Source organism: Pseudomonas sp. C321 (assembly GCF_055407105.1).
Window position 1 is genome coordinate 575676 of the sequence record NZ_JBUZRB010000002.1, and the last position, 12384, is coordinate 588059.

The 12384-nt window shown below is 61.9% G+C and carries 10 protein-coding genes; 6 read left to right on the forward strand and 4 right to left on the reverse strand.

Features of this window, described 5'->3' with window-relative positions; translation table 11 throughout:
* Positions 1 to 36: 36 nt before the first annotated feature.
* Genes ACZRJ6_RS08660 through hflK (ACZRJ6_RS08675) form a run of 4 tightly spaced genes read right to left on the reverse strand, consistent with a single transcriptional unit; the run spans position 37 to position 5914 of the window.
* Positions 37 to 1947, reverse strand: a complete 1911-nt coding sequence (locus ACZRJ6_RS08660) for a cation-translocating P-type ATPase (protein WP_463967540.1) — start codon at positions 1945 to 1947, stop codon at positions 37 to 39.
* Positions 1944 to 2978 (reverse strand): protease modulator HflK, encoded by a 1035-nt coding sequence (gene hflK / locus ACZRJ6_RS08665; protein ID WP_463967539.1) that lies wholly within the window; start codon positions 2976 to 2978, stop codon positions 1944 to 1946. The genes ACZRJ6_RS08660 and hflK (ACZRJ6_RS08665) overlap by 4 nt, the downstream gene beginning before the upstream one ends.
* Positions 2975 to 3964 carry a protease modulator HflC gene (hflC, locus tag ACZRJ6_RS08670; protein ID WP_463967921.1) on the reverse strand — a complete coding sequence of 330 codons (990 nt, stop codon included), beginning with the start codon at positions 3962 to 3964 and terminating at the stop codon, positions 2975 to 2977. The genes hflK (ACZRJ6_RS08665) and hflC overlap by 4 nt, the downstream gene beginning before the upstream one ends.
* Before the next feature lie 9 nt (positions 3965 to 3973).
* On the reverse strand, positions 3974 to 5914 hold the full coding sequence (gene hflK, locus ACZRJ6_RS08675; protein WP_463967538.1) for a protease modulator HflK: 1941 nt from the start codon (positions 5912 to 5914) through the stop codon (positions 3974 to 3976).
* A 184-nt stretch (positions 5915 to 6098) separates the two neighbouring features.
* Here hflK (ACZRJ6_RS08675) and ACZRJ6_RS08680 point away from each other — a divergent pair, with 184 nt between their 5' ends.
* From ACZRJ6_RS08680 to ACZRJ6_RS08705, 6 genes are read left to right on the forward strand one after another with little or no spacing between them, the layout of a single operon-like run.
* Positions 6099 to 6722: a CDP-alcohol phosphatidyltransferase family protein gene (locus tag ACZRJ6_RS08680; RefSeq protein WP_463967537.1), complete on the forward strand. Its 624-nt coding sequence runs from the start codon at positions 6099 to 6101 to the stop codon at positions 6720 to 6722.
* A 10-nt stretch (positions 6723 to 6732) separates the two neighbouring features.
* On the forward strand, positions 6733 to 8487 hold the full coding sequence (locus ACZRJ6_RS08685) for a bifunctional alpha/beta hydrolase/class I SAM-dependent methyltransferase (protein ID WP_463967536.1): 1755 nt from the start codon (positions 6733 to 6735) through the stop codon (positions 8485 to 8487).
* 2 nt (positions 8488 to 8489) lie between these two features.
* Positions 8490 to 9830 (forward strand): phosphatase PAP2/dual specificity phosphatase family protein, encoded by a 1341-nt coding sequence (locus ACZRJ6_RS08690; RefSeq protein WP_463967535.1) that lies wholly within the window; start codon positions 8490 to 8492, stop codon positions 9828 to 9830.
* The gene (locus ACZRJ6_RS08695; protein WP_149412493.1) at positions 9820 to 10263 is read left to right on the forward strand and encodes a hypothetical protein; all 444 of its coding nucleotides are present in this window, start codon (positions 9820 to 9822) and stop codon (positions 10261 to 10263) included. The genes ACZRJ6_RS08690 and ACZRJ6_RS08695 overlap by 11 nt, the downstream gene beginning before the upstream one ends.
* A 9-nt stretch (positions 10264 to 10272) precedes the next feature.
* A complete protein-coding gene (locus ACZRJ6_RS08700; RefSeq protein ID WP_133100654.1) occupies positions 10273 to 10893 on the forward strand; it encodes a 1-acyl-sn-glycerol-3-phosphate acyltransferase in 621 nt (206 codons plus the stop codon).
* A 1-nt stretch (position 10894) separates the two neighbouring features.
* On the forward strand, positions 10895 to 11827 hold the full coding sequence (locus ACZRJ6_RS08705) for a phosphatidate cytidylyltransferase (RefSeq protein ID WP_133100653.1): 933 nt from the start codon (positions 10895 to 10897) through the stop codon (positions 11825 to 11827).
* Positions 11828 to 12384: the final 557 nt, after the last annotated feature.

Genomic DNA, 12384 nt, shown 5'->3' on the forward strand with positions numbered 1-12384 from the left:
AATGCCGTTACAGAGCACCTCGATATTTTCTGAAAATCATTCTTCCAGCTTCAGCAACGGCTCCTGAAACCGCAGCAACCGCCCGGCGTTACCCAGCACCAGCAAGGTGCTGAGATTATGCAGCACCGCCGCAATCATCGCCCCCGCCGCGCCCAGCCAGCCAAACGCTGCGAATGCCACGATCGCCAGTGTCCAGCCCAGGCCGATGATCACGTTGACCTGCAACGTCTGCCGACACTGGCGACTCAAGCGTACGCAAGTGCCCAGGCGCCGCAGGTCGCTGCCAATCAGCACCACATCCGCCGATGCCAGGGCGATGTCCGCGCCGCCCGCGCCCATTGCTACGCCTACCACACCGGCCTTGAGCGCCAGGGAGTCGTTGATCCCATCGCCCACCACCATTGGCCGGAAACCGCTGCTGATTTCCCCCATAACACGGTTGAGCTTGTCTTCCGGCAAGGCCTGGGCCTCGACGTCGCTGATGCCCACTTCCAGCGCCAGGCTATCGGCCACGCTCTGGCGATCGCCGGTCAGTAGCAGTTGCCGACCCAGGCCCAGTTCTCGCAGTTCCTTCATGGCCTGGCGCGCTTCCGGTTTGACGCTGTCGGCCAGCAGCAGCCAGGCGAGAAATTGCCCATTGAGCGCCAGCCCGGCAATCGGGCCGTCGTGGTTGGGCACCGCAGTGGTGACGATACCCAGTTGGTCGAACAACTCAGGCCGACCGAGGGCCGCTTCACCCTGTGAAGTCTGCGCCACGACACCCAGGCCTTGGCGCTCACGAATATCCGCGAGCGCCAGCATTTGTTCCTGAGTTGCCAACCCCGCCAATGCCCGGCTGACCGGGTGGCTGCTGGCCGAACCGAGGCTGGCGGCAAGGTTGAGCAGCACCTGGCGATCAGGCTCAGTGGTTTCAATGGACTGCAAACGCAAGGTGCCAAAGGTCAGGGTGCCGGTCTTGTCGACCACCAGTGACGTCAAGTCCGCCAGCTCTTCGAGAAACGCCGAGCTGCGAATCAGAATCCCATGGCGCGCCGCGACTGCAATGCCCGCAATCGCCGTGGCTGGTGCCGACAACACCAGCGCACACGGACATGCCGCCACCAACACCGCCAACATCGCCTGGGCATCGTTGGTGACAAACCAGGTGACCGCCGCCAGCAACAACACCAGCACCAGGTAACTGCCGGCATAACGCTCCAGCAACCGGGTAATCGGCGGCTTGGAGCGCTCGGCGCTTTGCATCAGGGCAATGACTTTGCCCAGGGTCGACTCGTTGCCGGTGCGGGTCACTTCCAGGCGCAGCAAGCCGTCCAGATTGATCGCCCCGCCAAAGACCTGTACGCCAACGCTCGCCTCCAGAGGCACCGACTCGCCGGTAATCGGCGCAGTGTCCAGGCTCGCCTGCCCCGACAGCACCACGCCATCGGCGGGCACCCGGTCGCCGGCACGTACTTCAACGATATCGCCGGTCTTCAGCGTGCCGTTGTCCACCCCCACAATCGTGCCGTCGGCCTGCACCCGCCGCGCATGGCTGCGGGTCAGTTTGCCCAAGGCATGAATGGCTTCCTGGGAGCCGATGACGCTGCGCTCTTCCAGCACATGACCGAAGATCATGATGATCGGCAGCAGTGCGGCGGTCAGCAGATCACCGGTGGCCCAGGCGCCCAGCATCGCCAAGGCAATCAGTTGGTCAGTGATGCCATGCAGGCTCGGGTAACGCAGGCTGTACCAGGCCGAACGCATCACCGGCACCGCCACCAGCAGCGAGGCAAAACCCAGCAGCAGTTGGCTGACGCCGGTTTGATCAGGCGCCAGCCAGCGCCAGACCAGGCCCAGGCTGAGCAGACCCAGTGCGAGCATCGCCAAGGTCAGTTGCCGGGCGGCGCTGCGTTGTTCGGCCGATGAGAGCATGGGCGCCTGCTCCAAAGGTAGAGAATGAGCGGTCATTGTTCGGCTCCCTGAATGATCAGGCGGGAATCATCTTTAGGGTCGACCGTGGTCACGGAGCCGGCTTGGCCGAGGATCTTCGGCAGGCGTTCGCGGTACAGCCGCAGCAGCAGGCCGGGATCCTTCACCTGGGCCAGGCTAGCGACGGTGGCGGTTTGTGCCTGGGCGTTGGCCAAGCGTTCGCGGGCCTGGGCGTGAGCCACCTGCACGGAGCGGTCGGCGTCCTGAGTGGCGGTCTGGGTCAGCTTCTCGGCGTCGGTGCGGGCGTTGGCCACGGCCTTATCGGCCTGCTGGCTGGCAGTGAGTACCGCGTTAAAGGCGCTGACGGCCGGGCTCGGCAGGCTCGATTGCACATCGACGCGAGTGACTTCAATGCCCAGGCCCAAGCCGGTGGAGGCCAAATCCGCCAGGCGCTGATTGATACCTTGCACCAGATCGCCCCGCAGCCGCTCACGACGTTCGGCGGCCTGGTTGTCGGCGCCGATCAGTTCGGGGCGAGCCACCAGAATCGTGTCCAGGTCCCGCGCCGCCGTCAGGGCCACGGCACTTCGTGTGACCAATCGATCCAAAGCGGGCAACACATGATCAGCCTGCAATACGAAGGCGTAAGGCTCGGTGACCTTATAGAACACCCGCACATCCAGTTGCACCACGCCCGCATCACCGGTCAGCAGGTAACCGGAGCCGGCCAGGGCGTCACTGATGGGCGTGGCGAAACTGGCCACGCGGTCGGCCTGGATCGCGGCGTCGGAACGCAGCAGGTTTTCCACCCGACGCTCGATCACGCGGTCCGCAGCGGGCAGCAGCACGACTTGTTCAAAGGGCCGCGGCCAAGCTAACAGCAGGCCGGCATTCTGAATCCGATCCAGGGCGCCGAAGTGCAAGACCACGGCGCGGTTCTGCGGGTCGATTTGGCGCACATTGGAGAATGCCCAAGCCAGCGCTGCCAGCACGGTCACCGCGTACAGCGCGATGAAGGTCAGGCGCCCGGCCTGAATCCATGGGCTGTCTGGGGTGTCACGGTCACTCATGGCTGGACGTCCTTGGGCCCGTCCACCAAGGCGCGAAACGGTGCGGCGTCGGTGCGCAGGATGATTTTGGTGCCCGGCGTCACTACCGTGCCGAGGGTATCGAGGGAGCGCAGCAGGTTGTACAGCTGTGGGTTGCCGGCGTAGGCGCGGCCATAAATCTGCGCCGCTTCCACGCGCGATTGCGCTTCGATGTCGGCGGCTTTCACCGTAGCGTCAGCCTGGACGATGCGTGCATCACGCTCGGCAGCGGAGCGAATCTGTGCCGCTTCGCGCTTGCCAATGGCGGTGCGTTCAGTGGCGATGGTTTCCCGCTCGGCGCGCATACGGTCGACGGTGGCGGCCAGGGTGACCGAGGGCAGCGTCAGCCGTTCGACGCCCACCTGCACCACGCGCACGCCGTAGGTGGTGAGCAATTGTTGATCAATCTGCTGGCGTAGTTGCGCTTCAAAATCGGCGATGTGCACTTGATTGGCGTCGGTATTTACCAGGTTGGCCAGGTCGAAGCTGCTGGCGGTGGTTTCCAGGGCCGAGCCGACAAAGGTGCGAATCTGCCGCGCGGCTTCGTCCGGCTGGTTCTGCACCGCGCGCATAAAGCGCTGCACATTGTCGGCGTCGCCCTGAACCTGCCACGCCACATAGGCCTGGACGATGATCCGCAGGCCATCACGGGTACCTACATCCTGCAAACCGCTGGAGGTGGTGCGCAGGCGAAGGTCCACCGGGATTGCCGCCTCGAACGGCTGCGGCCAGCGCCAGCCCAGGCCCGGTTCCAGCAGCACCCGCGACGGGTTGCCAAAGCGGGTAATCACCGTCGCTTCGCCGGAGCGCACCTGCACCAGGCTAGCCGCGGCGATGGCGAACAGCACCAGCAACACGGCCCAGGCCATGCGCCGCCAGGGGAAAGGGCCGGCTGCTTGTTCGTCACCGTGATGGTGATGATGGTGGCCGTGGTGGTGACCATGATCGTGAGAGTGAGCGCTCAACAGACAGACTCCTTATTGAACGGTTTTACGCGGCAGCGAAGGATCGGCCGGCAAGGTAAAAGAACGCAGATCGATCGTCGGTGCACCACTGGCGCCCAGGCGATGATCAAGAATAAGTAACTTGGCGTGGGCCAGGCCCTGGCTCAGTTGGCTCAGGTACTGCTCCAGCACAAAGGCCTGGCCGGCTTCTTTGTAAGCCCTTTGTTCGGCGCGAAAGCGCAGGTCCGCCGCCTGGGCGCCAGCACTGACTTCATGGGCCGTGGCCTGGGCCTGATCGCGGGCGACACTGGCTTGCAGCAGCGCCAGGTTGGTCTGCTCGCTGGCCGCTCCGCGTTCGCGGGAGATCAGCGCCTGGGCGCCAATTTGCGCGGCCTGCACGCCGTGGTAAGCGTTGGCAGCGCCGGCCGGTGGGTGAATGGCTTCCACCACAGTGGCAAGAATCTCCACACCGCTGTCGAGTTTCTGCAGATCAGCCTGCACCGCCCGGCCCACTTCGTCGGCGAGGTTGGTGCGTTGTTCCCCCAGTAATTCGTCGAGGGTACGTGAGGCGAAGTCATGCACGAGGATGCGGCTGGCGGTGCTGCGGATCAGCGTCGGCACATCGGCGCTGTTGTAGGTGGCGGCAAGCGCGGCCTGATCGGTCAGGCCGATGCGGTAGACAAAACGCACATCCATGTTGACGATCTGAAAGCTCTGCTTGTCGCCGCTGCTGCTGGCGATGACCTGGGATTTGTCATTCACATGGCTGGCGTCCCACAGGCGATTGGCGATCAGCGGCGCTGGGCCTTCGGCGGGGGCAAGATCGGTGACGGTGGTTTCGCCAACGCTGGTGGCCAGTTCGTGGACCACGCCGTTTTCCACCGGAAGCACACGGCCCAACGGCCAAGGCAAGCCGACATGCAGGCCGGGGCCAAAGACCTCCACCGGTTTGCCAAAACGTTCATAAATCCCACGGCCTTGTAAGGCGACTTCATGCACACCGGTGAGCAACCATCCTACCGCCAGCACCGCCACCAGAACCGGCAAAAACGCGCGGCGCATGTAGGTAAAGGCCCAGATCTGCCGCAGGTCAATGCCAAAGCGGTTGTGCAACTCGTGCTGCAAGGCCAGCAAGGGTTGTGGTGGCCAACGCAGCATGCCGGCGATAAAGCTTTGCGCCATCAGGCGCGGTTCAAGCAGCGCCTGACGCGGGCTGAACAGCGACAGTACGCCCCGCAGCAGGAACTCCAGCGCCACCAAGGCGGGCAACAGGCCAATCAACACCGCCAGGCGCAATGGCCACACCGATGTTTCACCGGCAAATAACAGACAGATCCCACTGATCACCAGGCAAATGATCGCCACCCGGCTCAACTGCGCCAGCTGCGCCGCTTCCGGCCATTGGGCAGTGCTCTCCTGGGCCAGGCGCCTTTCAAACACCAGCAAACCGAAGGCCAGGATCAACGCCAGCGCCGCGCCGACACTCGCGGCCTGCCCGACCGCAGCGGCTGGCAATGCCAGGTTCCAGAACTGCTGGATGCTCACCAACGCCAGCAATGACCAGCTGCACAGCCACATAACCGGCGCGCCGATTTGCGCCAGCAGGCCCGCCCCGCTGTGGCGCAAGCGCCCCAGTTGGCGGTCAAGCCAAGTCGTCTCCTCCACCGCTGACAGCGTTTCAGTCAACCCAGGCGCGGGCACTTCCAGCGCCTGGGCGCGCCAGTCAGCTACCCACCACGCCGACTGCAAACCCGCCACCAACACCAGCAACGCCGACGCACAGTTAATCAGCACCACCGGCCAGATCGACAGCGGCGCAAACAACGCGACAAAAAACGCCAGCATCCAGCCGATGACAGCCACCGCCGTCAGGCCAATGCCCGCCTGTCTTAACCGCCGGGTATGAAACAGCCCTTGCTGAAAACGCGGCAGCCCTTCGATGGCAGCGCCTTCAGCTTCCAGATCCACTCGCATCCCCAAACGCCCATCAAGAAACAATTCGTTACCATATAACACGCGGCGTGAAATTTTTGTTTGGTACCACATCGATCGTGACAAAGCCCCCATAAACACGAGCCATCACTAGTGCCCGCCGCGATAAATCGTCACACTCCGGAAAGTTTTTCGCGGGATCACGGACAAGGAAGCGTCACCACTCATGATTTCGATCTATCAGCTCAAACCGCGTTTTCAGAACCTGCTGCGCCCCTTGGTCCAGCGCCTCTACGACAATGGCACCACCGCTAACCAGATCACCGTGCTGGCCGGGGTGGTTTCCCTGTTGGTGGGTCTGCTGATCGCAGGTTTTGCCCAACACCTCTGGCTGTTCGCGCTGATCCCGTTGTGGATGATCCTGCGCATGGCCCTGAACGCCATCGACGGCATGCTCGCCCGGGAGTTCGGCCAGCAATCACGCCTGGGCGCTTACCTCAATGAACTGTGTGATGTGATCGCCGACAGCGCATTGATCCTGCCGTTTGCGTTGATCCCAGGCGTCAGCCTGGCGCCAGTGTTGCTGGTGACCTTGCTGGCGGTGTTCAGCGAATACGCCGGCGTGCTGGGGCCGATGGTCGGTGCATCGCGGCGTTACGACGGCCCAATGGGCAAGAGTGACCGGGCATTTGTCCTCGGCGTACTGGCCACCGGCGTCGCCCTGGGTTGGCTCGGTACTGGCTGGGTCGATGGGGTGATGTGGCTGGTCGCCGCATTGCTCGCCTACACCTTGGTCAACCGCGTGCGCCAAGGCCTTAAAGAACAATCAGACATTTCCCCTTCTGCATAAGGATTTTGCGATGCGTGAACAGCAAGAGCACACCTTCAGCACCCATGACGGTGTCGAGCTTTTCTACCGTCACTGGCCCGCCACTGCGCCAGCAGGCTTAGAACCGCGCAAGGCGATCCTGCTGTTCCATCGCGGCCACGAGCATTCCGGGCGCATCGCCCACCTGGTGGATGAACTGGACCTGCCGCAATTCGACTTCTTCGCCTGGGACGCCCGTGGCCATGGCCAGTCCCCCGGCGAACGCGGTGACAGCCCCAGCTTTGCCACCAGCGCCCGGGACGTGCAGACCTTCTGCGACCATATCGGCGGCGCCTACAGCATCGAAGAAGAAAACCTTGCAGTTATCGCCCAAAGTGTCGGCGCAGTAATCGCCGCCACTTGGGTGCACGACTACGCGCCGAAGATCCGCGCTCTGGTGCTGGCCTCGCCGGCGTTCAAGGTCAAGCTCTACGTGCCTTTCGCCCGTCCGGGCCTGGCGCTGATGCGCAAGTTTCGCGGCAATTTTTTCGTCAACAGCTACGTCAAGGCCAAGTTCCTCAGCCATGACCCGGAGCGGGTCGCCTCCTACGACACTGACCCGCTGATCACCAAGGCGATTTCGGTGAATGTGCTGCTGGGCCTGTACGAAGCAGCCGACCGCGTTGTAGCCGATGCCCAGGCGATCCAGGTGCCGACCCAGTTGCTGATTTCCGGCTCCGACTTTGTAGTCCATCGCAAACCCCAACAGCAGTTTTTCGACCGTCTCGGTAGCCTGAAAAAGGAACTGCACATCCTCCCCGGCTTCTTCCACGACACCCTCGGCGAACGTGACCGCGCCGTGGCCGTGAACAGCGCCAAGCGGTTTATCCTGCAAAACTTTGAGCACCCGCTGGATCGCGCATCCTTGCTGGACGCCGACAAGATCGGCCTGACCTGCGCCGAATCCGAATCCCTCGCCGCGCCCCTGCCGCGCAACTCACTGCGCGATCTGTACTGGCGCATGACCCGCGCCAGCATGGGCTTGGGCAGCAAGCTGTCCGATGGCGTGAAGCTGGGCTTCGACACTGGTTTCGACTCCGGGAGCACCCTGGATTACGTCTATCGCAATAAACCCACCGGCAAGGGCGCGCTGGGTCGGATGATCGACACCAACTACCTGAACTCCATCGGCTGGCGCGGCATTCGCCAGCGCAAGTTGAATGTCGAAGAGCTGCTGCGCCTGACCATGGCCAAGCTGCGGGAAGACGGCCGCGAAGTGCGCATCGTCGACATCGCCGCCGGCCACGGCCGGTACATTCTGGAGGCGTTGCAGGGCGTTTCGCCGTTGCCGGAATCGATCCTGCTGCGCGACTACAGCGACATCAACGTGCGCGACGGTGGCGCACTGATTCGCGAGAAAGGCTTGAGCGATATCGCCCAGTTCGTCAAAGGCGATGCCTTTGACCGAGCGGACCTAGCGGCACTGGAGCCCAAGCCAACATTGGCGGTGGTTTCGGGCCTGTATGAATTGTTCGCCGATAACGCGATGGTCGGCGGTTCGCTGGCCGGTCTTGCCGAAGCGGTGGAACCCGGTGGATATCTGGTCTACACCGGCCAACCGTGGCACCCCCAACTGGAACTGATCGCCCGCGCCCTCACCAGCCACCGCCAAGGCCAGGCCTGGGTGATGCGTCGGCGCAGCCAGGCGGAAATGGATCAACTGGTGGAGGCGGCAGGTTTTCGCAAGATCACCCAGCGCGTGGATGAATGGGGCATCTTCACTGTCTCCCTGGCGCAGCGGGTCTGATCATGCAGCTTACCCCTAGAGAGCAGGGTTTATTGAAACCTGCGGTCTTATGGCTGCTATTGCTCGCGCCGCTGTTTTTCAGCACCTACGGCTTTGCCACGTGGGTCACCAGCCAACGCAGCGATGTCGGCACGATGGTGTTCGGCTGGGAAACCCATATTCCGTTCTGGGCCTGGACCATCGTGCCCTATTGGTCGATTGACCTGCTCTACGGCTTCTCCCTGCTGCTGCCCAACAGCCGTCATGAACTGAAACAGCACGCCCTGCGTTTGCTGACGGCCCAGGTGATTGCCGTCAGTTGTTTCCTGGTATGGCCGTTGCGCTTTACCTTCGAACGGCCAGAAATGGATGGCGTGTTCGGCTGGCTGTTCGCCGTACTGGCGGGCTTCGACAAACCGTTCAACCAGGCGCCGTCGCTGCATATCGCGCTGTTGGTGATCCTGTGGATCATGTTCCAGCGCCATACCCAAGGGGTGTGGCGCTGGCTGGTGCATGGCTGGTTCACCTTGATCGGGATTTCAGTGCTGACCACTTATCAACATCACTTTATCGACTTACCCACAGGGGCGCTGGCAGGTTGGTTGTGCTTGTGGTTATGGCCACTGGAACATCCGAGCCCGCTGCTTGATACACAACTGGCCGAGGATTCGAAGCGCTGGCAACTGGGAATGCGTTATGCCTTGGGTGCACTGGCGTTTGCTATCCCGGCGTTTACCTTCGGTGGCTGGTGGTTGTGGCTGCTCTGGCCCGCCGTCGCGGTGCTGTTGGTGGCGTTCAATTATCTGTTGCTGGACGCCGCCGGCTTTCAAAAACGCGCCGATGGAAAACTCAGTCCTGCGTCACGCTGGTTGTACGCGCCGTATCTTGGCGCCGCGTGGATCAACTCACGGTTGTGGACTCGCAAGCATCCACAGGCCGATCAGGTTGTGGATAACGTTTGGCTGGGGCGAATTCCGACGACAAGCGAGCTAACTTCTTTTAAAGCGGTGGTCGATCTGTGCGCCGAGTTGCCACTTGATCCACAGGGCCGCGCCTATTACAGCCTGCCCGTGCTGGACCTCACGGCTCCCACCGCCACGCAGTGTCTGGACGCCGCTCACGCTATCGAACGCCTGCGCGAAGCCGGGCCGCTATTGGTGTGCTGCGCCCTCGGCTATTCCCGCAGCGCCACCGCCGTCGCTGCCTGGCTGCTGAACAGCGGGCGCGCCGCAACGGTCGACGAGGCAGTGGCTATTATTCGTACAGCACGTCCCGGTGTGGTCCTACACCCCGCCCACCGCCAAGCACTGGGGCAAATGCTCACTCATCCTTCCCCCAATCTGAGGACAGCCAATGCCCGCTGATATGGAACTACAGGTGGTTGCCAGCCTACTGCGTCGAGGCCGGTCCCTGGATCAGCTATCCACAGGCCTGACCTTGCTCGGTGTGTTGTTCGGCCTGGCGCAACTGTTAATGGCCAGTATTACGCCGGTGTGCCTGATCCTCGCCGTGTGGATGATTGTCTTGGGACTGCTGCAAAAGTACTGGGCCCTGCGAGTGGCGTTCGATGCCGATCTGTTTAGCCTGATGGCCCGTGACGTGGAACGCACCCAGGATCTGGACCAGACGCTGCAAACCCTCGGCCTGCAATCGCCCAAGCGCGCCGGCCGGCCCTGGACCGAACGCCGTCGCGGTGCCCTGAAACTGCTGCGTAAACAAGCGTACCTGCTGGCCGCGCAAGTGCTGCTGACATTGGCCGTCATCCTGGCCAGCCCTTGGCTGCCCTTCGCCGGATAAGGAATCCTCATGTTCGAACCCGTGGTCGCCACCCTGATTACCTCCATGGCCCGCACGGTCACTGGCGCGCGCAGCCTATGGCTCGGTTGCGCGCCGGAGCCAGTACAGCGCATCTACTTCGCCAACCACAGCAGCCACGGCGACTTTGTGCTGCTGTGGGCATCCTTGCCGCCCAAGTTGCGCAAAGCCACACGCCCGGTGGCTGGCAGCGATTACTGGCAAAAAAGCGCCCTGCGCCGCTACATCATCAATCGGGTGTTCAACGGCGTGCTGATCGACCGGGAACGCAAAGACCCTGTGGATAACCCATTGCAGCCGATGCTCGACGCCCTCGAAAATGGCGATTCGCTGATCATCTTCCCCGAAGGTACGCGCAATCTGGAAGATGGCCTGCTGCCCTTCAAAAGCGGCCTCTACCACTTGGCAAAAAGTTACCCACAAGCCGAGTTGATACCGGTGTGGATCGCCAATCTCAACCGTGTCATGCCCAAGGGTCGCGTCCTGCCGCTGCCATTGCTGTGCACCACCAGCTTCGGTGCGCCGCTGCAATTGGAAGACGGCGAAGACAAGGCGCTGTTCCTCGCCCGCACCCGCGACGCCTTGCTCGCCCTTGCCCCGGAGCATTCCTGACATGGATAGCCAAACCCTGATGTTGTTCGGCGGGATCGGCATGATCCTGGTGCTCGCCTCGCTGATCGGCCTGATCCTCAAATTGCGCAGCCGTGGCACGCCCAACGCGGTGATCGATAACCTCAACGCTCGCATCAACGCCTGGTGGGTGATGGTGGTAGTGATCGGCATCGCCTTCTGGCTCGGCACCGGCGCGGTGATCTTGTTGTTCTACGCGGTGTCGTTCTATGCCCTGCGAGAGTTCCTCACCCTCACGCCAACCCGACGCAGCGATTACCCGGCGCTGGTGGCGGCGTTCTACCTGGCCTTGCCCCTGCAATACCTGCTGATCTACTTCGACTGGTATGGGCTGTTCTCAATCTTCATCCCGGTCTACGTGTTCCTGCTGCTGCCGATCCTCGCGTCATTGGGCGGCGATAGCACGCACTTCCTGGAGCGGGCGTCGAAGGTGCAGTGGGGGCTGATGATCGCAGTGTTCTGCGTGTCCTTCGTCCCGGCGCTGCTGACCCTGGACATCGTCGGCTATGAAGGTCGCAACCTGCTGCTGATCGCCTACCTGGTGATCGTCGTGCAGCTGTCGGATGTGTTGCAGTACGTGTGCGGCAAGCTGTTTGGCAAACACAAGATCGCGCCCAATTTATCGCCTTCGAAAACCGTGGAAGGGTTTGTTGGCGGAATCCTGCTGTCATCGCTCATTGGCGCGGCGTTGTGGTGGACCACGCCGTTCAATCCTTGGCAGTCATTTTTAATTGCGCTGTTGATCAACTTGCTGGGGTTTGCCGGCGGGATCGTGATGTCGGCGATCAAGCGCGACCGTGGCGTGAAGGACTGGGGGCATATGATCGAGGGGCACGGCGGGATGCTGGATCGGCTGGATTCGGTGTGTTTTGCCGCGCCGATTTTCTTTCATCTTGTGCGGTACTGGTGGACCTGAAAACGTTAATCAGACCAAAAGAAAACCCCCGGTTGTCGGGGGTTTTTCTTGGGTATTGGAATTAGATAATAAAGTCTGTCTCAAATCGACCCTTCGCTTATTTCGTCATCCTACCCAGAAGCTCACCGACAAGAGTAGCTTGGTATGTAGAGACAGAGCCTACACACCGAAGCACCATTCCAATCAGCAGCGTCTTCGAGAAGGTTTGGATTCATGTTGGCTTTCGGGGCTTTGGCGATGGCCCCGAAGGGTCGAGTAGGCTGTTGAAGGCATTGGCCAGGTCATCTTTCGTTGCCTTCGGCACGGGAGTTCGCTTAGATCCCTTTGCATGTCTGGAGTCTGGCTTGAGGGATTCGGGCTGAATAAGGGCCTGGAGTGTCTGGCTTTTCCCCGCTCCGGCTAAACCTGTTAGACAGATCGGAGCGACCTCGGCGTCGGTTCAAAGCCTAGAAATACTGTGGTTTAGAAACCTGCGTCAGCGAAGCAACAAGACAGGCATGCTGGCTGTTCGAAGCACTGTCTTAGTCGTGTTATCCACCAGGAACTGTTGGATGCCC

What these genes read in the sequence shown, in the direction of transcription:
- ACZRJ6_RS08660 (WP_463967540.1), bottom strand. Translation starts at nt 1,947, where the DNA reads ATGACCGCTCATTCTCTACCTTTGGAGCAGGCGCCCATGCTCTCATCG.
- hflK (WP_463967539.1), bottom strand. Translation starts at nt 2,978, where the DNA reads ATGAGTGACCGTGACACCCCAGACAGCCCATGGATTCAGGCCGGGCGC.
- hflK (WP_463967538.1), bottom strand. Translation starts at nt 5,914, where the DNA reads ATGCGAGTGGATCTGGAAGCTGAAGGCGCTGCCATCGAAGGGCTGCCG.
- ACZRJ6_RS08680 (WP_463967537.1), top strand. Translation starts at nt 6,099, where the DNA reads ATGATTTCGATCTATCAGCTCAAACCGCGTTTTCAGAACCTGCTGCGC.
- ACZRJ6_RS08685 (WP_463967536.1), top strand. Translation starts at nt 6,733, where the DNA reads ATGCGTGAACAGCAAGAGCACACCTTCAGCACCCATGACGGTGTCGAG.
- ACZRJ6_RS08690 (WP_463967535.1), top strand. Translation starts at nt 8,490, where the DNA reads ATGCAGCTTACCCCTAGAGAGCAGGGTTTATTGAAACCTGCGGTCTTA.
- ACZRJ6_RS08695 (WP_149412493.1), top strand. Translation starts at nt 9,820, where the DNA reads ATGCCCGCTGATATGGAACTACAGGTGGTTGCCAGCCTACTGCGTCGA.
- ACZRJ6_RS08700 (WP_133100654.1), top strand. Translation starts at nt 10,273, where the DNA reads ATGTTCGAACCCGTGGTCGCCACCCTGATTACCTCCATGGCCCGCACG.
- ACZRJ6_RS08705 (WP_133100653.1), top strand. Translation starts at nt 10,895, where the DNA reads ATGGATAGCCAAACCCTGATGTTGTTCGGCGGGATCGGCATGATCCTG.